Source organism: Alcanivorax sp. P2S70, assembly GCF_000475295.1.
GTDB lineage: Bacteria > Pseudomonadota > Gammaproteobacteria > Pseudomonadales > Alcanivoracaceae > Alcanivorax > Alcanivorax profundi.
Map to the genome: position 1 here is coordinate 1 of NZ_AXBZ01000023.1, position 22,329 is coordinate 22,329.

A 22,329-nucleotide genomic window follows, 5' to 3' on the forward strand; every position below is an offset into this window, starting at 1 on the left:
GTGGAAACGGGGTAGAACCCCCTCGCCTCCCTGATCGAGCAGGTGGCACAAGGTGGCAAGAATGGTATGATCCACACCCTTCGCTGCTCTCCAAATTTGGATATAGTCAGCGAAAGAGGATTTAGGTGAATGACGACACCTTCATGCGTCAGAAATTTTACAAACCCGCTTGTTGGTACATGTGTTGGTATGAAGCAAAACCGAACTGGGATATCTTTATTTATATCAGACAGTTACGCACCCTATTTGAGTCCTCTCCTCGCACCAATTTCGAAAGGGCTCCCAGACGGGGGCCCTTTTTCGTTTCTGGCCTGCCGTCACCCGTCTCCCGACATTCGATGAGGTCGCTATTACCATGATACTGATGCGTAATCTGCTTGCCGCCTGGGTACTGGCCACCGGCCTGTTCCTGGCACCGGTTTCAGCCTGGTCTGCCAACAGCCCCGAACAAGGCGCCCGCAGCAGCGAGATCCATCCGGCCATCGCCGCCGCCGACGCCCAGCGCGAAAAGGAAGCCCGCCGCAAGCGTTATCTGCTGCTGTTCCCTGCCGCAGTGGTGGTGATCACGGTAGGCCTGATCGTCATCACCCGTCGCAAATAGTCCCCCGCCGCCGCCATCGCTGATGGCCACTGCGGCAGACGGATCAATGCGCGTGTGAGTGCGCCGGTGCCTGCATCGGTGTGCCATCGGCCTGATAGAACCCGCTCGCACCATGCTCCACAAAGCCCAAAGCAATCATGCGGCGCAGGAAGGGATCGGCTTCGTTATCCCCGACATCCGCAAAATCCGTGCTCTGCCAGGCCGACCAACGGGCAAAGGTGTCACTCTCGGCGACCTGCTCCAGTGATACCAGCTGCCAGACCGTGTCGTTTTCGGCGATCCGGGCCGGCAGTCCTGCCGTCTCCAGCCACAGCACCCGGGCGCCTTCGGCATTCTCGAACTCACCCGCCTCGCACCCCTGCACGACCGCCACCTGATCACTGACTCGCTGATAACCATTCTCCTGCGGCACCGGCCAACCGGTTACCGCACCCCACTCTGAGGACTTGCCCAGCGCCCGCAAGTCCCCGGCGGGATACCAAATGGTGCGCTGATACTGGGGAAACACCCGCAACAGCGACACCTGATCATCCTGCTGTGACCAGGCACTGATCACGTCTCCACGCTGCCAGGCAACCTGATCATCCCCACGATAAAAGTCCACGCTGTAACGCTGGGTGCCGTTATACACATCATATCGGGCATGAATCACGCTCCCCGCCGCAGGCTGAAGACATTGAGCCTGAGCCAGCGGCGAAAGCACCAGCAGCAAAGCGATCCCAATCGTTTTTTTCATTGTGACTCTCCCATTGGCCACACAACCCAGTTTCATATTAGCTCCATACAACAAGGAGGCCTCGCCGGCCTCCTGTTGCCACTGCCGAAGGGTTACTCGGGCAGCAGACCACCCGCATGGGCCATCACATGGAAGATCAGGCTTTGCTCGTTGGTCCCGGTGAGCAGGTGCGCCCCCGGACCGCGAGCCCACACTCCCACATCTTCACCCGCGTGGGTTTCAGAGCTGAGCGGCACCAGTGTTTCCTGGTGGTAACCCGGGCTCTCGGTGTTGACGGCGGCCAGATCCTTGCGACCGGCATCAATGGCAGAGCCGTACCGGGCGTCCGCATCGTGCTCATCGCCCAGCTCGGCAAAACCCAGGCCATTGGTGTAGCCCAGCGTGGTGTAGGGCATGGAATCCGCAGCCAGGGCGGGGGTGCTTTCCGGCTCACCGCTACCGTCGTTGGTCACCACCTTGCCAAGGATCGGGTTGCCCCGGGTCGGATAGCCCGCAATCGTGAACACATGGCTATGGTCAGCGGTGACGATGATCAGGGTGTCTTCTTCACTGGTCTTGTCCATGGCGGCCTGAATGGCGTTAGCAAACTCCACCGCATCCGTCAGGGCGCTATAGGCACTACCCGCATGGTGGCCATGGTCAATCCGGCCAGACTCGACCATCAGGAAAAAGCCGTCCTCATCCTTGGACAGGATATCGATACTTTTGCTGGTCATCTCAGACAGGGACGGCTCATCCTTGCTGTTGGCCTGACGGTCCGAGTCGTAGCTCATATGGCTGCTACTGAACAGACCCAGCACCTGGGTAGCGCTGGCGGCATCCAGCGCGGCCAGCTCGGTTCCCGTTTGCAGGTAAGAGCCTGAAGGATGCGCGGTTTTCCACTCGTCGGTCAGGTCGCGATTGTCAGTACGCTTGCCTCCGTCTGCGGCAGGCAAGAAGTGACGGCGGCCGCCCCCCATCACCACATCAATACCATCACCAATGTCGAACGACACCAGCTGATCGGCGATGTCCTTACAGCCATTGGTGGCAGCTTCTGCAGTCAGGTTATCGTCGGATTCCCAGTTACGCTCGGGGCTCTTGGAATAGGTAGCCGCCGGGGTGGCATGGGTAATACGGGCAGTGGAAATGATACCGGTGGCCTTACCCTGATCTTCAGCCAGCTCAAGGGCGGTTACCAGCTCCTTGCCCTGACTGGAGGCACAATCAGACCGTACCGCGCCTTCCGCTACGCCAATCACCCCAGCCTTGGTTTTCACACCACTCATCATGGCCGTCATGGTGCCGGCCGAGTCCGGGGTTTGCTGGTTGGTGTTATAGGTCTTGATCAAACCGGTAAACGGCATTTTTTCGAAGCTGAGCTGATACTCTTCACCATCGAGACCCTGCATTTGCCCGGCCAGGATGCGTGCCGCCGTCACGGTGGAGATGCCCATACCGTCACCGACAAACAGAATCACGTTCTTGGCCGCACCCACCTCGTTATTAACCTGTTTCTGTGCCGCCGCGGCAACTACCGCCTCACCCTGCTCGTACCAGTCGCTGGCTACCTGTGACGCCGGGAAAGACAGCGCTGCCTCGCCGCCGACATCGCGGCCACCGTCCCCGTTTTCATCGTTGTTACTGTCGCCCCCACAGCCGTAAAGCAGTGCCGAGGCGGAAATGGCCAGTGCCAGATATTTGATTTTCATTGTCTTGCTCCTTTACTCAGCAGGGGTCACGGAGGTGGCGGTGGTCATGATATGGAACACCGTGTTTTGCTCCACATTCCCCTGCACCATGTACGCGCCGGCGCCGGCGGCATGCAATGAGATATCCTCACCCGCATGGGTTTCAGACCCCATCGGAATCAGGGCCTCCTGGTGATAGCCCGGCGCTTCGGTATCCACTGACGAGATATCATGGCGACCGCCGTTTGGCGCCATGGCATAGATGGCATCCGCATCCGTTTCTGCCCCCAGATCGGCAAAGCCAAACCCGTTGGTGTAGCCCAGTGTGGTGTAGGGCTGGCCATCTGCAGCCAGGTAGGCATCAGATTCCGGCGCACCGGAACCGTCGTTGGTAACAACCTTGCCAAGAATCGGGTTGCCCTTGGTGGGGTAACCGGCGATGGTGAATACGTGGCTGTGGTCTGCCGTCACGAGAATCAGGGTATCCTCAAGGTTTACCTTGTCTTTGGCTGCCTGCACCGCATCGGCAAAGGCGACCGCATCGTGCAAAGCGTTATAGGCATTGCCGGCATGGTGACCGTGATCGATACGGCCGCTCTCGACCATCAGGAAGTAACCGTCTTCGTTCTTGCTCAGCACCTCAATCGCCGCTTCCGTCATTTCTGCCACGGTGGGCTCATCCGCACCGGTTGCCTGGCGGTCAGCGTCGTAGCTCAAATGAGAGGAAGCGAACAACCCGAGCAGCTTGTCGGTGACCGCCAGATCCGCGCTGGCCAGCTCCGTGCCCGTCTCGATGTACAGCGCGCTCTGCTCGGTATCGGCGTAGCGGTCTTGCCAGATCTGGGTCAGATCGCGGTCGTCGGTACGCTTGCCGCCATCGGTGGTGGTCTGAAAATGACGTCGACCGCCGCCCAGCACCACATCAATGCCGTCACCATAATCGTAGGACACCAGCTGATCTGCGATATCCTTGCAGCCGTTGGTTTTGGCTTCATCCGTCAGACTGTCGTCGGACTCCCAGTTACGCTCGGGAACACGGGCATAGGTCGCCGCTGGTGTCGCATGGGTAACACGGGCTGTGCTGACCACCCCCGTGGAGCGCCCGGCTTCTTCCATCAGATCCAGAAAGGTGTTGAGCTCATTTCCCTGAGAGGAAGCACAATCTGCGCGCATACCCGCATCAGAAATGTTGATCATGCCGGCCTTGTTTTTCACACCACTCATCATCGCCGTCATGGTGCCGGCGGAATCCGGGGTCTGCTGATTTGTGTTATAGGTTTTGATCAGTGCGCTGTAGGGAAAGGTTTCAAAGGACAGGTAGTTCTCTTCACCCTCATCACCTGCCAGCTGCCCCTGAAGAATTCGGGCCGCTGTGAGGGTCGAAATCCCCATCCCGTCACCCACAAAAAGGATGACATTCTTCGCGGTCGCGGCCGTACGTTCCAGCTCCGCTTTTTCTTGTACATTTGATTGGCCGTCGGTGAACCAGGCACTACCGGACTGATAAGCCGGAATGGCGACATCTGCATTGGCAGCAGCACAAACGCCAGCAGCCAGCCCACTAAGGGCAAACCGCACGATACGATTAGGCATGACAAATCCCCGATTGATGAATGAACCAAGAGGGCACTATCTAATCGGGAAGTTATTGCAGTTTGATCTCAGCGAAACGGCAAAAGGATGATTTGTGAACCGGATCCGGAATAGATCCTGATTTACACACAGAGCCACAAAAAAGGGCAGCCGAAGCTGCCCTTGCGCATCATGCGAACGGATGTCGCTTGATGATGGTTTCTACCCGGTCCGGGCCGGTGGAGATGATATCGATCGGCGCGCCGGTCACTTCCTCAATACGCTTGAGGTAAGCCTGGGCATTGGCCGGCAGGTCTTCCACTGCCTTGACGCCAAGGGTGGACTCGCTCCAGCCTGGCAGACTTTCGTACACCGGCTTCACTTCTTCGTAGCTGTCCGCATCCCAGGCACACTCCAGGGAGTTGCCTTCCGCATCCTGGTAACCGATACAGATATTCACCTCTTCCAAACCGTCCAGCACGTCCAGCTTGGTCAGGCACAGACCGGAAATGGAGTTGATCTGGATAGAGCGCTTCAGTGCCACCGCATCGAACCAGCCACAACGACGGGCACGACCCGTGGTGGAACCGAACTCGTGGCCTTTCTCGGCCAGGTAGCGGCCATTCTCGTCGAACAGCTCGGTGGGGAACGGGCCGCTGCCCACACGGGTGGTGTAGGCCTTGGTGATACCCAGCACGTAATCCAGATACAGCGGGCCCACGCCGGAGCCGGTAGCGGTCCCCCCAGCGGTGGTGTTGGAGCTGGTCACGTACGGGTAGGTACCGTGATCGATATCCAGCAGAGTACCCTGGGCCCCTTCGAACATGATGTTCTCGCCCTGCTCACGAGCGTGATGCAGTACGGAGGTCACATCGGTCACCATGCCGCGCACGTCTTCACCCAGCTTGAGGGTTTCATCCAGGGTTTTCTGGAAGTCCACCGGCTCGGCGTTGTAGTAATTGCGCAGCACGAAGTTGTGGTAATCCATCACTTCGCCAAGCTTGGCCGCGAAACGCTCCCGGTGATAGATATCACCCAGACGCAGACCGCGACGGGCGACCTTGTCTTCATAGGCCGGACCAATACCGCGGCCAGTGGTGCCGATCTTCTTGTTGCCCCGGGCCGCTTCACGGGCCTGATCCAGTGCCACGTGCACAGGCAGGATCAACGGGCAGGAGGCTGACAGACGCAGACGCTCGCGTACCGGGACGCCGTTTTCTTCCAGGCCGCCGATTTCCTTCAGCAGGGCATCCAGCGCCAGCACCACGCCATTGCCGATGAGGCACTGAACATCTTCACGCAGGATGCCGGAGGGGATCAGGTGCAGGACGGTTTTCTTGCCGTCGATCACCAGGGTATGGCCGGCATTGTGGCCGCCCTGAAAACGGGCCACCAGCGACGCCTGATCGGTGAGCAGATCCACGATCTTGCCTTTGCCTTCATCACCCCACTGGGTGCCCAGAATGACTACGTTCTTACCCATGATTGCTAGCTGCCTGTTGAGTTAACGCTTGCACGCGGCGCGCTTGGCACACGACACGCTTTACCGTAAGTGAAGACCGGACAGACCGGTCACCACCCGTGAATTTACTTGTCCTGGATGACCCAGCCGTTGTCGCCCTGTACCAGCCTGCGCTGACAGCCCAACAGCTGGCCATCATTGTCTGCGCCCGGTAACGCCAGCACGACCCGCTCGCCCTGATCACGCAACGCGGCCACGGCGGCGGCGAAATCCGCATCCTGCAAAGAGCCTTCGGCGAGAATGCCATTATCGCCCGCAGCCACCGTGCGAGCCGACAGCATTTTCAGGTCGGCACTGAAACCCGTCGCGGGACGGGCACGACCAAATACTTCACCAATGTGGTCATAACGCCCACCCTTGGCCACCGGCTCACTTTCGCCGGGCAGGTACGCCGCAAAGACACAACCGGTGTGGTAGTGATAACCCCGCAGCTCACCCAGATCCAGATGCAGGGTAACGCCACGCTGGCTCAGCACCGAGACCAGCGTATCCAGTTCATCCAGGGCTGCCAGCGCTGCGGGGAAATCCTGAAATATCTCCCGTGCCTCGCCCAGCACCGCCGCATCACCCGCCAGCCATGGCAAAGCCGCAAGCGCCTTGCTGGCGGCGTCCGGCAGGCTGCTGTCGGCCAGGAACGTATCCAGCTCGACCCGTGCCTTGCGGACCAGAATATCTTCCAGCTGGGCCTGCTGCGCGTCACTCAGGGAGCAATCCGCCAGCAGGCCACTGAACAGGCCCACATGGCCCAGATCCAGCACGACCTCGTTGTCGACCCCTGCCAGCCGCAGGGTTTCCAGCAACAGGGAAATAACTTCCAGATCGCTGTCCACGCCAGAATGGCCGAACAGTTCAACACCAATCTGGTATGGCAGGCGGGTACCACCGGCCACGGCAGGACGGGTACGCAGGGCACTGGAGCAATAACACAACCGAGTGGGCGCATTACGGCGCAGGCTGTGAGCATCCATCCGCGCCACTTGCGGGGTAATGTCGGCACGCACCCCCATCAAACGCCCGGTAAGCTGATCGGTGATCTTGAAGGTTTCCCGCTCCAGATCCCGGCCAGCCCCATTCAACAGGGATTCCAGAAATTCGATCAGTGGCGGGAAGACCAGTTCGTAACCCCAGCGCTGGTACAGATCCAGGGTACCGCGTCGCAGTTGCTCAATCGCCCGGGCGCGGCCCGGCAAGACTTCTTCCACCCCATCGGGGAGTAGCCACTGTGCTTGCTGATTCATTTCATCACCACCAGAAGGACGGCACCCAACACCATGAGCACCAGCCCCAGTATTCTGAGGGACTGCCCGGGCATCCGCGCCAGCTGAAGCGCGGCCTGACGAGCCCGATCGGGCGCCAGGAAGAGCGGAATGCCCTCGATTACCAGCACCAGGCACAGGGCCTTTATCACTATGCTGAAATCCATGATTCCTGCCAGACAGCCACAAAAAAACCGAACCCTCGGGCTCGGTTGCCGCATTCTATCACGGTCTTACGGTATCAGGTAGGTTGAAGCGGGTGCCCCGGATCAGGGACTAACCCGCACATCGTAGACCACCGCCCCCTGATTACCCGGTAGCAGCTGGCCGCTGAACAACCATTGCAGCGCCCCCTCATAGCCCGCGGTATTGGGGCCATTCGGAGTGGTCAGATTACAACCGCCGAGATCTGCCGGTAAGGGGGTGGGACAAACGGCGGCCTGGCTCAGACTGCTGAACGCGGGCGTGCTGTCATTGATCGTCACCTCGGTCAGCGGCCGCACCCCTTGATTGGAGAAGGTCAGCCGGTAACGCAGCACATCCCCCGGGGAAGCCTGATTGGCGGTCCCGTCCTGGCTGTCCACATCATCGGCCGTGCCGGCCAGACCATCCGGACCGATGTTTCGCACAGTCTTGTCCAGAATCAGCTTGCCTGCCGTCAGGCGAGTGGTATCTAGCACCTGGACTGTGGACTGCAGTGCTGTACCTGCAAAAGTCTGGGTGGCGATCAGCGGACGACTGTGCAGTGCCTCAAGGGGCGCATCGGCAGGGGCAAACACCTTGACCAGCAGACACAGGCTGTCTCCTGCCTGCACCGCCACTCCGCTAACCGGTAGCGCCTCGTCTGCAGCAGACAGTTCGCCATCACAATCCGCATCACGGAACAGGGTATCGGTCCAGGCCGGACTCGCAGGGACGGTTTGGGCTGTACCGAGGCTGAAATCCACCGAACCGGCAGTGCGTGCCGTAAAGCGATGGCTGTAGAGCAGACTGTTACCGGCATCCACCACGCCCTGACGGTCCGGTTCCAGCACCGGCAACCCGGCATCACCAAACAGGATATTGTCCCAATCCACCCCGCTGGGCTGCACCTGCAACAACATTACATCATCATCCGCGGCACCGGTGTTGATGCTGGCTCCGCCATCGCCGGGATTCTCGCTGATGGAACGAAACCCGTTGGCTGTTTGCACGACCAGACAGGCATTCTTGCCCACATCCGCCAGCACCGGGACCAAACGCCAGCCCCCGTCCCCGTCGGTAAGGGTTTCAGCCAGAACCGTGTCGGTGTCTTCACACACACCGTTATTGTCAGCATCGTGATACAACACCACTCGCTGGTTGGCGATGCCGGGTTCGTTACCGGCCTTGATACCATCGTGGGCGGTGGCGCCGTCACCATTGTCCTCGTACACCCAGCCCGACAGAATCCCCCCGGTATTGCCGGAAGAAACAGTCACCAGGTAATCCTCCACCTCACCATCGAACACAACCTGGCCACCCGCCGGCACGTCCGGGGTGCTGGACAGTCGGAAGCGGGAATAGGTGTTGCCGATAAACGCGCCCGGCGGAACAAACAGGTTCAGCTCGATCACCCCCGGACTGCTATTGGCGTCCTGGGCATCATTATCACGAACGTTCAGGGCGATCTGTTCACTGGCATCGTCAAAGTCATTGTCCCGGTTCCAGTCGATCCAGCCTTGAACATAGTTTTCACCAACCACATCTTCGGTAAGGGTCACTGTGATCGTGGCACCCGCACCAGGAATCAGCGGCGGGAAACTGACCCCGTCTTCTTCCGGGCCATCGGCATCCGCGTTGGCGGAGTTCTGGTCTGCATCTTCGGGATCAGGACCAATCTCCCCCAGATAGGGCGTCGCCGGCTGCAAGGTCGCCACCGTCAGGGTATTAACATCCGTATCAGAGGTGGGTTTGCTCCCACCGGTGGCATCACGACGTGACACATGGCCACCGCTTTGCGGGTAACCACCCGCGATATCACCATGGTCTACCTGCAGGAAAACGCCAAACCCCACAGCCTGAACCCCCGAGCCATCCACAATGTGTGAGGTCTGGGTCGCATCTTCAGTCAAGGCGAGCAGAGTACCCGTACCTGGCGCCACCCCTGTAGTCAGCACCAGGCGGCGGGCACCATTTTCAAAACGCGCCTGAAGGTCAGACAGCGGAGCGATCGAGAAAATCTCCCAGGGCTCACCATCGGTCTCCCATGTGAGGCTCTCATTTTCATCTGTGTCTTCCACGTCAGCAGCAATGATGTCTGCCGGCACCCTCTGTCCATTGAGGTAAACTTCCCAACCAATATCAAAGTTAGGCTCTGCCCCATTGGTATTGGCAAGGCCAACCGGGTTGACCCCCTGATACAGATCATCAAAACGGTCGCCCGACCAGTTACCGCTGTTATAGATATTCAGCTGACTGGTAATGTTGTCTACAGTTGCGCGGATTTCCACCGGCCCGAACACCCAGCTTTTGCGAACCAGCTCACCCGGCAGATAATTGTTTTTGGTCCCGCAGTTCCAATCCAGCCAGTAAACGGACTCCCGATATCCTCCGGTGCCTCCGGTGGCGATCCCCCCGCCTGTGGCCTCTGACCCTTGCGGACAAAACACCACTTCCCGGGTATTGATCAGGTAATCTTCGACTTCACCATCATCTGCACCGTCATAGGCATTAAGGTCCTCGGTTGTCGACCAACGGAACCTGGCAATGACGTCATTGGCGTTTTCCGATTGCGCGGAAGGGGGAACCACAAAATCGATAAACCCGTCGCCATCTTCATCCTGGAGATTTTCGGCAATCTGTTCATCTGCATCATCAAAATCGCCATCGCGGTTCCAGTCGATCCAGGCCTGCAGGTAACCTCCTGCACCGGTTACCTCAACTTGCACAGGATCGACTCCCGGCAAGTTGGACGGGAATGTCACCCCATCGTCAAAGCTGTCTGCCCCGGCAGTCGCGCTATCGTAACCGGTCACATCTTCGGAAATATCGGCACCCAGACGAATACCGTCCACAATAATATGAGAAGGATTCTGGTAGCTGGCAGGCGCATCGCCATAATCAATCAACACCTGCTCAGGGGCATCGATTACACAGACTTTCTGTAGATTATTGGATCCCCCTGTGGATGCAGCCCAGCCAAAGAACACGTTCGGGTCACCGGCAAAGTCCAGATTGGTGAAGTCACGATTGACCACCGCCACCAGCGAACCATCAAACCGGTATTGCAATTGGTTGGTAACCGGATCCCAATCCAGCGAAACCGTATGCCACTCCCCATCTTCAATATTGCCAAGGTCCACAACAGAGCTGAGCAGGCTGCCGCCACCGGAACTATCAGTGTAATTGACCGGGTCGTAGATTACGGTGTGATCATTGACGATGTCACCGTAACCGGTACCGTTATTGTAGGTATCAAATTCCACCGCCACTGCGGGATCCAGTCCACCGACACCCAAGGCCCCACCAAACACACCTGTGGCATTACTTCCATCGGGATCACGCTGAAAGGCGAAGGCAATACCGTCTGCACCCGCGGCATCCTTGTCTCCCAGAAAGATCGAAAACTCTACCGTGAAGGGCGCCAACAAGCTGATGCGATTCTGTGACCAGGCAGAACCTGCCTGATTTCCCGACGCCTGGGTCAGCGTAATTTCATTTGTCACACCATCCCTTGAGGCGGTTCCACTCAAAGACAGGTTGCCACTGATTTCGGCATTACAGCTCTGCTGAGCCACCGTTAACCGGTAGTCCTCCACCTCACCGTCATTGGCATTCGAACCAATACCGGGATTGGTATTTCGGGTGAATTTAAAGCGGGCATAGGTCTGCCCCGCAGACGCGTTCTGCGGCACCGTCACGCTGACAGGTGTGGTTGTGATAAAGCTGCTCGAGCCATTACCGGAAGCGGTTTCACCATTATTGGTTACCTGGCGATTGGTAATCACCCGTTCCCCACTATCGTTGAAGTCACCGTCGCGATTCCAGTCAATCCAGGCATTGAGGTAACCACTACCAAACGTCGTAATGGACAGTTCACTTTGTTGACCCGGAAACACCGACGCATTGCTCAAGGTCGAGCCATTGAGAAAGACCCCATCTTCATCGTCGTACTCCGTCGGAGAACCACCACTGCCATCATTATCATCCCCCGTCGCAGCAGTGGTTGGCTGATTGGCAGCATCATGATCCGGCAGCAAGCCGCGCCCCAAACCTAAAGCCGTGGTCACATTCTGGCGTCCGGCTCCGTAACTGGAGGGCGCGTCACCGTAATCCAGGTTACCGTCGACCACGTCTTCAAAGTCGTTGATCCTGAATGACAGGTAAGACACTCGGCGGGCAGTACTCGTATTGGGGTCATTGCCATAGGCATTGTTGTTTTGCACCCTGACGGTGGCGGTGGATGTCTCCGCGAACACCACACTGGCCCGACACTCCGGCTGGGAATTGGTTGCGCCATCATCACAGTTGTCATCACGGCCCCGGATGCGGGTGTTATAACTTCCCGTGCCCGTCGTGGTGACCGTTGTCTGGGTATTGGTAGACACATAGGACCGGGTTGTCGGCCCGGTGGTAAAGTACATGTCATCCGTGTCTGTCTGGGTGTTGTCACTGTTGCGGTCCAGATCGAAACCCGTGACCACCATGCGATCCACGGTGACCGGCGTGGTGGTCCCTTGGGCCACCAGAGTCAGTCGCAAATCTGCGTAGGCGATATTCTCGCCGCTATCCTTGTCTCGCAGGCTTACAAACAGCACCCCACTGTCCACACCCACACACTGAAAGGAACCTGCCTGCTCGTTATCTTCCTGGATCACTTCCACCAGCAAATCCAGAGCCTGACCGCTGTAAGTGGTATTCGTTCCAAAGCGATAGGTCGCAAGCGCACAATCACTGCCGCCGATAACCGTCCGGGTCCCGTTAAGGGCCACACTCACTGCGTAGGCTGGAGCGCTCACCAGGCAGATCCCAACCACCAATACCAGGATCAACATCTGCACAACCAGCAGTCTCATCACCAGCTTGCCTTTGTTCTTGTTGGGGCCTTTGGTTGTCATCGCTACTCTACCCTCAGACCAAAGATCAGCACCGCTTGCTGACCCGCTCTCAACTCACCAATGTTGACCGATACATCGCCGGTTGCAGCGTCCCCCGGCGCCACCACATCACCCGCACAATCCCCGGTGGGCGAAGAGCAGCGAGTTGCGGCACCCAGCATGCTGGTATAAGGCTGGGTTCGATCATTGATGGTTACCTCATACATACTCTGCGAACCGGTATTGGTTGCCGTCAGCCGGTAGATAACGCATTGCTCCCCGGGGGTCGCCTGAAACGGGGTATAGACAAAGCAGCCATCCGCGGAACAACTGCCGGGCCCATCAGGCACGCCGTCACAGTTTCCATCCAGCGCCTGTTCTTTGGTGATGGCCACATCCGTATTGTTAACCGTGGTGGTATCGGTGGCCTGATCAGAAACGGTCTGGGCCGCGCCCTCAGCCGTGACAGTAAGGGTTTTGATATTGACGGTACCGAAAGCGGCATTGGCTGGCGCAAACACCCGGGCAAACACGGAAATACTTTCCCCAACGGTGAGCACGCCATCACTGCCCGCCGTCTGCAATGGCGTCCCGTCAATGATCAAGGCATCATCCGGATCCCAAAGCCCATTGTCATTGCTGTCCTCATACAGGGTCACCGACCAGCCATTGTCAGCCGCCGCAGCCGGACTGGCAGACAGCAGCACGTTCGACAGATCCACGTTCCCGGTATTGGTTAGCTGATGGCTGTAGGTAGTGCTTGCTCCCGGAGCCACCTGCCCTACCTGATCGGGTTGTAACGATAGCGCCGGGCCAGCCACGACGGTAACTGCATCGTGCTTGATATCGCTGACGCCACTGGTCGGGGACAACGCACGCAGATAAAGGGAAACTGTTTGGTCGCCAGACTCGGTATCGGGCACCTTGACCTGAACACACATCAGTCTCTGTCCACCGGCAGGCACCAATCCGGAATTGGTTAGCGCCGGACCGAGACTGCTGCAATCGCCAGTACCACCATCGCGATGCCAGGCTACCTGCCATTGGGCCGGAAGCTGTCCCGGGGAGAAGTTGCTGCTGCTCACCTGAAGCTCATAGGTGTCCTGGCGAGCACCGGTGTTATTGATATAGACCACAAACGCCCCCTGCCCTCCAGGCGCAATGGACAGGGTTCGAACCGGGGTTGCTTCCGGGCCCACACCCTCACCCGGCGCACTACCATTGACCGGCTGGTCATTGGTCAGATCCACATTGTTGGTGGTAATGGCAAGCAGGATATCGCTCACTGCATTGCTGACACTGGTATCGCTTACCGAGCGCGCTATCTTGGTTACGGCAAACGGCCCTCCCAACACATCCGGCGGGAGGATCGCACGCAGGATTACCCGCACCCCGCAAGCGCCATTTACCGTATCGGTGACGTACCGCGCCGGGCACTGACCTGTGACAGCATCGGGCAATGGAATAGGGCCAGTGTCCGCGACGCCGTTACCATCGGTGTCCACCAATGGCGTAGCACCATCAGCCTTGTAGAGCTGAAAAACCGAATTCGCCGGGAAGGGAGTAGCCAGCGCATTGCCCTGACGGTCATTGACGCTATCCACCAGAATATCAAAGCTGTCTTCGCCGTCACCGGTATTCCAGATGAGATTGTCGAACGCGACAGTCCCGCCCTGGCCTACTGCCGCGACTTCAACCCGGTTACCCGTGTCGGAAACATCATCGTTACCGGTGACACTGTCTGACGTGTCATTGTTCGCCACAACCGCTGGCTGAAGCGCGCGGCCGATGACCCGGTAGCTGACGGAATTGGTACTGAAAGGGGAAGGCGAGCCAAACACTGTGTCGCCGGCCTGGTTGGCATAGCGAAAACGGGCGGTATTGCGTACCCGGTCGCCTGCGGCAATACCGCTGTCGATCATGACATCAAAAGTCAGAATGCCGATACCACCCGGCGGCAACTGCTGCACCTCGGCACGAACTCGGTCATGACAATCCGGATTCGTGGCATCCTCATCGTAAGCGCAGTAGTCGATCAGATCGGGAGCACTGCCCTGGCTGCCATCTTCACCATCGTCGGTCAGTACGGTACTCCCTGTCTGACTCCAGCGGGCCGAACCCGCTACGTATGTCATACCTCCGGCCACGCCATCCACCGTCACGGTGGGGAGAATGTCCTCAATAACGATATCTGTTGCTGTCTGATCAGACGCATTGCGATATTCCAGCGTCACCGTAACCGGTCCAGCAGGGGAGCGTCCTTCCCGTTCGCTCAGGGATTTAACCACCTCAATAACGGGACCATTTACGACATCCGCTTCATCCGTATTAGTGGCAACAATGACATTATCCTCATTGCTGCTGGCCAGAAGCCGCAGGGAGGGCTGCTGACCTGCTACTACGGCATTGGACAGTTCGGCTTCAATCACCAGCGAGAAGGTTTCATCGGCAATCAGTGTTCGCGTTAAGGAATCCCAACAGGCGTCGGCATCTGATTGATTGAAAAGGGCGCCACCCACGTCGGGTTGACCGTCACCATCCTCATCCCGATACACCGTCCAGGAGACAAAGTCGCTGCTGATCGTGTCGAGGCAGAATTGATACTGGTCCGGTCCATTCCCGGTATTGGTCAGTACGTGTGAGAAGTAGACATAGCCGCCCGGCACCGCGGGTTTGCCCTGATCACTGACCAGTTCCAGACCCGGCACATTACGAATCAGGGTTTGTACAAGGTTAGAGGTAACGCGCTGCGCCTCAGCCTGTTCGGTACATCCATCATCAAGACAGGCACGGTAACTGGCCGATGCCTGGTTCTTGATCAGGGTGCCCGCTGCCGGCGCAGCGGCCTGGGCCAACGCCCCAGCCATCACCAGACAAACAAGCAGAAAACGTTGCAGCATATTCACCCCGGACCTCCTGTCACTTCACCGGTGCCGGGGCGACAAACTCGTCACCACCGCTGTTGGCGAAGTCGGTACGCATCACCAGCGGACGCCCCCTGGAATCCAGCGGCATGAGTTCCACACGACGATTCACAATGCGTTCATCGGTGGTACTGCCTGCCAGCAGAGGCGCACCTTCACCAAGATAGGTGGCCTTGATTCGGCTGCCGCTGATGCCAGCCTCCTTCAGGTACGCCACCACACTGTTCATTCTTTTTATCGACAAAGCCTGGTTCAGCCCATCATTGCCTTTCTGATCGGTGTAGGCCTGAACGCTGATTTGCAATGCCTCGTAGCGATGCAAAACCGCAACGTTGCTGTCCAGGCGGGCTTTCTCGCTGTCTTTCAAATCGTCCATGTCGAAACCGAAATACACGGCAGGCTCCCAAACCTGACTCTCCGTTGCTCCCGCCGCCACGATTCCATTACCGGTGGTAGCGATCCCGGTCACCATCACCATTCCTGTATTGGTCACCCGAGCCTCTACCGGGCACAGCTCGTCGTATTGAGCGTACAGGGATTCAGTGGTGGCACAACCACTTACCCCCACTATCAACAAACTGGCCATGAGCGCTTTCAGCATATTCATCGCGCATCTCCCATGTAACTGCGCTGACCGGCGGCCTTGCTGCCCAGCCAGCCCAGATCGTCTTCATCAAACTTGTATTCCAGGCCCACATACACGCCTTCGGCGTTGTAGCCTTCCGGATCCAGGTCATCATCACGGAAGCCCTGGAAGTTGTAGCCAACGCCCATTCGCAGGTTGCGACGAATCAGGGCGTTGACGGTAAAACCGTAACTGTAGCGGCGCTCATCAACACCCTCTGTAGTGATCGCACCGGCATGCAAATCAAGATCAAAACGACGGGTCATGTCCCAGATAATGCGACCATCTGCTACATAAGCGTCTGTGTGCACATCCAGCGCACCCAGTTCCGTCTCCTGCCACTTGCCACCCACGCGGCCAGAGAAGATCCAGTCATCGTGAGGCTGGAAGTTATGGTGCGTAGAGAACAGGTGCACAGTGCGATCGGAGCCGGCAGCACCACCCCACTCTTCTTTCCACTTGTACATGAACAGCATGTGGTGACGGTTGTCACGGCGCGGGCGACGGGCCAGCCCCAGGGTCACAATGTTATCGCCTTCTTTGGGGTCAGCATCGAAGTACTGAAGGCGAAGATCGTCGCGAACAACACCGGACCAATCCGTATTCAGTCGCCAGATATTGGCCGCACTCAGACCGTAGTATTCACGGTCGTCCCCAAATCGGGTTTCCACCCGGGCGAGCGTACGACGGTTCTGATTACGGCGGTCTTCCGCACCAATCGACAAGGCTGTGGAATCCTGGCTGGTACTGCCTTCCAGGGTCTGAATCCATTCAAAGGTGGGACTCACCGTCAAACCCGGCTCGATTTCGATATCCGACTTCACACCGTTGGCGGCAGCCACATCCTCGCCACTGACCGCACCACGCAGACGGTACTCGGAGTAGACATCCGTGTTACGTGTCACGGCAGAACGCACCCCGGTGGTGAACTGCTGAGTCTCCACATCATCATCCAGAGTGTTGATTCCATTCAGGCTGTTGATGATTTCGTAACGGCTATACAAGCTGGTTTTCTCGGTCAGCTGCATATCTGCATCCGCTGCGATGCGACGGCGTCCTGAGTCCTGGAAGGCCTGTTCGTATTCACCACCTATCTGGAAAGGCTTGCCCAGCAGCGTAAAACCACGATCCGCACCGAGGATATAGGTCCCGAAACGCTCGGTATCCTGCGCGTCTTTCTGTTCGATACCCCGCACCCCGCCTCGCAATGCGGTGGCACCGATCCGCTTTTCGGCGATAGCGCCCAGGCTATTCTGTTCATCTGATGCATCCAGCTGCTTGGAGCGAATACCTTCGATCTCAACAGAGAAATCGTTGGTAATCATCTGCTCATGCCCCAAGCGCATTTCTTCACGAGCTTCGCTAATGCCTGCCGCAGGGTTGTCAAACCCGCTCTCAGCACGAGCCCAGCGCAATTCGGTGCGCGAACCATCGACCCACAGACGCTCACCATTAATGCTGTAGGCGCGACCTTCTGGCGTACCATCTTCATGCTCCATGGTACCGGTGGAAACATTCACCCGCGTATTTTCATCTACCTTGTACTGTGCTGACACACTGGTGAGATCATAACCGTCGGTATCGTGATCATCCTGGGTTCGGCTCACACCCACCTGCAACTGGTCTGTCAGATCGTAGTTGAGGCGAGCCCCCAACACGGTGTACTCCTCAGCGTCACCTTCCACGTTGTAGTTAACGCGCACGTACACCGGATTCAGGTTTTCATCGCGCGTCGGAATCACATCATGGAAACGGATATCGCCGGTGAAGTAGTTCACCGAATAATCCACGTACCGGGTCAGCGGCGTCGTCTCAACCACCAGCCCGGGGTTATTACGATCGCGAACGATGATTTCCACGGTTTCACTGTCACGGGCGGGGTTATTGCTCAACGTGAAAAGCAGTGCCGTACCGTTGCCGGGAATTTCTTCCGTAACCTGCTCCATTTCCGGACGGGCAGCAAACAACTGGAAGCGGGCGCGGCCGTTGTCATAGATACCATTCAGGCCGGTCAAGGTACGCTGCGTACGACCCAGGTCGTAGAATTCATAACCCGGATCGGTGAGGTAATCCCCCCACATCAGGCTGCTTCGGTCTTTTTCGATTTTTGCGTACAACTTGCTGCGGCTGCGTGCATCGTAACCCCGCACAGAGGCATCACCCGGGATCGGATAGTAATCCGCAGGATTCAAGTCACGACGTACCTCGTCTTCGGTATCCAGATCCTTGTCGGTATCGTAGGCCAGTGTCAGGTGAGCATCGCCACGTACCTGCCCCTTCATGAATACCGCCGCACGGCCATCAACACCGTCGTCAAATTCATCCGCCACATCCGCCGGTGCATTGCCGTTGTCACGCAGTCCGCCCGCGCGGCTCTGTACCTGCAGAAAACCGGTGGCCAGCAAGGGACGCAGCGGCGCAATCTGCTCAATCTGGATGCTGTCACTGAAGCGATCAAGGCTGGCGCGGATACGCACCGGCCCGGTGTATTCGGTGCTGCGTAAATGCACCAGTGCGCGACCATCGACCAGCTTCACCTGATGCCCGGGGGTATCGCTCTGCAGGTCCTCTTCCAGCCACCGGCCGCGATCGGTTTCCACGGTTACGAAGTGGTTGCCAACTGCGGGGTTCCCCGCAGCATCATTGAGTCGAATCCGAATGCCCAGAGTGGAGCGCCCGCCATCGGCAGGCAAAGTATCGGCTTCGGACTCAACCGTGATGGAGGTCGGCGCAGCCGGACGGATGAACGTGCCTTCTGCCATCACCCGGGTGTTACCGAACATGTCTTTGGTAGTCACCGTGAGAGTGTTTTCGCCTTCGGCGAGCTGTACCCCGTACCAGGTCGCCACCTGTGCCCGTTCGCGCTTGTTCACAACCTGCTCGCCCAACTGGGTTTTCGGCACCGGTTTGCCGTTCACATTCAAAATCGGATCGACCCCGGCACGCACCACCACCTGGAAACGACCATCACGGCTCACTTGTCCACGGGGCCACAGCCAGGCGCCCTGCTCGGCCTGTTCACGGGTAATAGTGGCGGCGGCTTCCTTGGTCTCCACCATGGCCGCTTCAGGGGTCTGTTCATCAACCAGCCGGGTCGCCCCGGTTTCTGCGCCGCTGACACGGGAGACCTGATCCCAGGCTTCGTTGAGGGAATCATCACCGGTCTGGGTGTAAACACCACTGCCAAGGTCACCGCTACCATCCGCCTGGCGAATGATCGGGTTGGTGGTCTGCTGGCGCAGCGGATCAAATCGGGCCGCTTCATCCAGCATCCAGTCACCGTTCATAGACGCATTACGCTGCTTGAGCTGTTCTGCCAGCGCCTCAGCCTGATCCCCAACAGGGCAGGACGCGGCAAAGTCCGCACGGTGGTATTCGCCGGAACGCAGGTCCACAAAACGGCTTTCCGGGTCCGCCGCATGACGATTATCAATCGGCTTGAGCTTGACCCCGGCTGGCAGTGTCAGCGGGTCAATCTTGATGGTGTGCAGCCCAGGCTCCAGGCCATAAATGCTGTACTGACCGTTTTCGTCGGTAATTACCCAGGTGCCATCCTGCATGTACAGCTTGACGCCACCGATGGGCCACTCACCGTCGTTCTGCAGGTTATTACAATCAGCATCCACATAGACCTTACCGAACAGCATGGCCTTGTCAGAAAGCACGCCTTCGTTACGGATTTTCACTTCAACCTGGTCTTCATTAGAGCGGTAGGTTGAACCGGAAAGCGTGTTTGCCTGAGCCGTTGCCCGGTTAATGCCGTTGCTGTCGACGGCACCCGCACTAAGACGCAACCCGTAATGCAGCGTGATGGTTTTGCCCGGCTGCAACGCCAGCGCATCCACATTACCACTGGCCAGCAAACGCTCAATCCGGAATGTCAGCTGGGGGCCCGGACGGCCGGCGGGCTCAGGCATTTCCACCCGATTGCCATTGACCTCCAGCCAGGCGCTGTCATTGATGTAGCGAAACCCGTACGGCAACGAGTCGAATACCCGACCCGCATACAATTCATCGGTATGGTTATTGGTAATATCGATGCTGTAGGCCACCACGTCGCCCACGGACGCGCTGTCTTTTTCTGCCCGTTTGTCGATAACCAGATTGCCCGCATTGAGCCCTGCCCCGGGATCAAGCGGAATATTGACAAACACATTGGCAGTACCCAGCAGGAAGGCGCCGTTATTGCTCCCTGCCACTCGTGCAGCCATGCGCCCAACCGGCGCCTGATACCCTTCGATTCCGTAGGAACTGTCATTGACGTCAGGGTAGAAAGCGCCCGCGGCTGCAGGCGCCACTTCTGACGGGAAGGTGTAACCCGCAGGCGGAATGACATCCAGGTAGTAACAATGCCCAGGGGTTGCAAAGGGATACTGGTAATCCCCCAACTTGGTGGTGTTATCGGCATTGGTGGTATTGGTGTTTTCACCATCCAGCGATTCCCCGGTATAGGGATCGGTACCGACTTCGTAATCGCTCTCGGCCAGGTCCGCACAGGAGCCTGCCCCGCTGGCAGACAAGGTTTGCCGGGACTGATAGAGAATGACCCGCGCGCCCCCAACAGGATTCCCATTGGTGGAGTCGAACACGGTACCGGCCGGATCCACCGCCGCGATGTCACTGATTACTTCATAGGTTTCGATGGTACCGCCAGCACCGTACACCGGCAGGGTATAGCGGGCGGTCAAGGTATCACGCTGAGTACTGTTCAACACACAGGCATTGGTCAGCGCATCGAGCGTCGTCGTTTCGCTGTCATACTGACGCACATCTTGCTGACTGGCGTAAGAAGGGCACAGCCGGTTATTCCCTCTTTCCTCTTCACTGAGGACGATGGGGAAAATGCTGCGGAACTCGCCGGTGTTGGCGCCGGTTTCCACCATCACTACCCTCACCGAGTCCCCCGTCAGCCGGGACTCCACGGTGACGATGACCAATTGCTGACCATTGGGGGTCTGCTGCAGAAAATCACGTTGGGTTTGCGATTGATTCAGTTGCGATGCCGTCAGGCGGATATAAACACCATCGTGCAGCACTTCATGGCTGGCTTCGGGCAACAGGCGATAGATATCGGCGGCTTCAAAATCGCCATCATTACTTAGATCCGGAGTGCCCTCGTTGCGCACTACTGCCGGTGTCGGGCGCTCAAAAAGGATGGCAGGTCTGACAGAGCCGCCCATCGTGTTACAGACCGTATTACTCTCAAAATCCGCCAGGCCATCGCCCTCCAGGTCCACATGGGCCTGGTTGAAGATACGGGTACCGGCGGTGGTGCCGGCAGCCACAGACACCCCGAAGGTGTAACTGCCACTCTCGTTCCTTTCGAGTGTCTCTGCCGGCATCAACATCGCAAACCGATCTACCGCCTCATCGGTATCCCATTGGGCGTAACTGATCCACTGATCTTCTGCGTCACCGGCACGGTGGACGAGCGGGAAAGACTGAACCGGAGACACATTGCTCACACTGGAGGGGCGCAGGGTCACGTTCCCGGGGATTTCATCCTCCACCAGCACGCCCTGGTAGGGCACGCCATTTACCAACACGGTACGCGCCTGCGGCGCAGTACTGCCGTTATTGGTAAAGGAAATCCGATAGTCCAGATTCTGGCCTGCCTGCAACGGCGCCTCACAGCTCTGGCTGGCTGATTTCGTAATATTCAGGAATGCCCCGCGGGAGACCGTAACCACATCCTGGCGGGTATCACTGATGGTATTGTCCTCAAGAGAAACGGCGCTCACCTCAAGCCGCAACCGATCATCCGCATTCTGACCAGCCGGAACACTTCCGGTTACCACCAGAGCCACGCTTTCACCCGGCTTCAGCTCGGCAGTTTCAAGCAGCTCCGGCTCACCGGGGTCTGCCTGGCCGTTACCGTTGACATCCAGATAAACGACGAGGTTTAGCAGGTCGCCCTCATCGCCGGTCAAATTACTGGCGCTGATGGCATAACGGTCAGCCACGTTACCGGTGTTGCTGATGACGTGTGGCAAGTTGACCGGCTGACCGGCCGCCACCGTCGCCAGGTTATCGGTATCCAGAGCGACGGCCCGCAACGGAGCGACCACAACCTGAGACAGGTTGGAACGCATGACGATGACTTCGCCATTGACCGGATCGAAATAGCTGACCTCCGCCTGATTGCGCAGAACCGTGCCTGCCTCGGTGGCAGCAACGACAACGCCGCTGGCTATCGCCAGCAGCGTCATCGCTACCATTGTCCACACGAGTCTGTTTTTCACGGTGTTGTCCGTCGTTCCCTGGTGCTGCCCGAATGCCGGGCGACAAATTGTTGGCTTCTTCTTGCTCCCCGGAGGGCTTTCCCAAACGCTGCCATGCAGCCCTTGGGAAAGCCCCCCTCTCCCG

At 58.2% G+C, this 22,329-nt stretch carries 11 protein-coding genes; 1 reads left to right on the top strand and 10 read right to left on the bottom strand.

All coding sequences use genetic code 11. The features are described from left to right. The first annotated feature begins 364 nt into the window (after positions 1 to 364). Positions 365 to 601, top strand: a complete 237-nt coding sequence (locus Q672_RS25160; RefSeq protein WP_022985236.1) for a hypothetical protein — start codon at positions 365 to 367, stop codon at positions 599 to 601. 43 nt (positions 602 to 644) lie between these two features. On the opposite strand, the gene Q672_RS25165 is transcribed toward Q672_RS25160, so the two are convergent. The 10 genes from Q672_RS25165 to Q672_RS25210 form a co-directional block, all read right to left on the bottom strand. After that, positions 645 to 1,337, bottom strand: a complete 693-nt coding sequence (locus tag Q672_RS25165) for a hypothetical protein (protein WP_152521825.1) — start codon at positions 1,335 to 1,337, stop codon at positions 645 to 647. A 92-nt stretch (positions 1,338 to 1,429) separates the two neighbouring features. Then, positions 1,430 to 3,028 (bottom strand): alkaline phosphatase, encoded by a 1,599-nt coding sequence (locus Q672_RS25170; RefSeq protein WP_022985238.1) that lies wholly within the window; start codon positions 3,026 to 3,028, stop codon positions 1,430 to 1,432. Between the two features lie 12 nt (positions 3,029 to 3,040). Beyond that, on the bottom strand, positions 3,041 to 4,600 hold the full coding sequence (locus tag Q672_RS25175; RefSeq protein WP_022985239.1) for an alkaline phosphatase: 1,560 nt from the start codon (positions 4,598 to 4,600) through the stop codon (positions 3,041 to 3,043). Between the two features lie 169 nt (positions 4,601 to 4,769). After that, on the bottom strand, positions 4,770 to 6,062 hold the full coding sequence (locus Q672_RS25180; protein WP_022985240.1) for an adenylosuccinate synthase: 1,293 nt from the start codon (positions 6,060 to 6,062) through the stop codon (positions 4,770 to 4,772). 104 nt (positions 6,063 to 6,166) lie between these two features. Continuing rightward, positions 6,167 to 7,339 (bottom strand): ATP phosphoribosyltransferase regulatory subunit, encoded by a 1,173-nt coding sequence (locus tag Q672_RS25185; protein WP_022985241.1) that lies wholly within the window; start codon positions 7,337 to 7,339, stop codon positions 6,167 to 6,169. After that, a complete protein-coding gene (locus tag Q672_RS25190; RefSeq protein WP_022985242.1) occupies positions 7,336 to 7,524 on the bottom strand; it encodes a DUF2065 domain-containing protein in 189 nt (62 codons plus the stop codon). The genes Q672_RS25185 and Q672_RS25190 overlap by 4 nt, the downstream gene beginning before the upstream one ends. A gap of 102 nt (positions 7,525 to 7,626) precedes the next feature. Continuing rightward, positions 7,627 to 12,435: a CshA/CshB family fibrillar adhesin-related protein gene (locus Q672_RS25195; protein ID WP_022985243.1), complete on the bottom strand. Its 4,809-nt coding sequence runs from the start codon at positions 12,433 to 12,435 to the stop codon at positions 7,627 to 7,629. 2 nt (positions 12,436 to 12,437) lie between these two features. Continuing rightward, positions 12,438 to 15,314, bottom strand: coding sequence for a COG1470 family protein (locus Q672_RS25200; RefSeq protein ID WP_031226402.1), 2,877 nt, complete (start codon positions 15,312 to 15,314; stop codon positions 12,438 to 12,440). Between the two features lie 19 nt (positions 15,315 to 15,333). Further along, complete coding sequence (locus tag Q672_RS25205) at positions 15,334 to 15,945, bottom strand: OmpA family protein (protein ID WP_022985245.1); 612 nt, start codon at positions 15,943 to 15,945, stop codon at positions 15,334 to 15,336. Beyond that, entirely contained in the window at positions 15,942 to 22,205 is a 6,264-nt protein-coding gene (locus Q672_RS25210) for a hypothetical protein (RefSeq protein ID WP_233552425.1), read from the bottom strand. The genes Q672_RS25205 and Q672_RS25210 overlap by 4 nt, the downstream gene beginning before the upstream one ends. Between the last annotated feature and the right edge of the window lie 124 nt (positions 22,206 to 22,329).

Bases quoted from the DNA above. Each gene is read 5' to 3' on its own strand.
- Q672_RS25160 (WP_022985236.1), top strand. From the start codon at position 365: ATGCGTAATCTGCTTGCCGCCTGGGTACTGGCCACCGGCCTGTTCCTG.
- Q672_RS25165 (WP_152521825.1), bottom strand. From the start codon at position 1,337: ATGAAAAAAACGATTGGGATCGCTTTGCTGCTGGTGCTTTCGCCGCTG.
- Q672_RS25170 (WP_022985238.1), bottom strand. From the start codon at position 3,028: ATGAAAATCAAATATCTGGCACTGGCCATTTCCGCCTCGGCACTGCTT.
- Q672_RS25175 (WP_022985239.1), bottom strand. From the start codon at position 4,600: ATGCCTAATCGTATCGTGCGGTTTGCCCTTAGTGGGCTGGCTGCTGGC.
- Q672_RS25180 (WP_022985240.1), bottom strand. From the start codon at position 6,062: ATGGGTAAGAACGTAGTCATTCTGGGCACCCAGTGGGGTGATGAAGGC.
- Q672_RS25185 (WP_022985241.1), bottom strand. From the start codon at position 7,339: ATGAATCAGCAAGCACAGTGGCTACTCCCCGATGGGGTGGAAGAAGTC.
- Q672_RS25190 (WP_022985242.1), bottom strand. From the start codon at position 7,524: ATGGATTTCAGCATAGTGATAAAGGCCCTGTGCCTGGTGCTGGTAATC.
- Q672_RS25195 (WP_022985243.1), bottom strand. From the start codon at position 12,435: ATGACAACCAAAGGCCCCAACAAGAACAAAGGCAAGCTGGTGATGAGA.
- Q672_RS25200 (WP_031226402.1), bottom strand. From the start codon at position 15,314: ATGCTGCAACGTTTTCTGCTTGTTTGTCTGGTGATGGCTGGGGCGTTG.
- Q672_RS25205 (WP_022985245.1), bottom strand. From the start codon at position 15,945: ATGAATATGCTGAAAGCGCTCATGGCCAGTTTGTTGATAGTGGGGGTA.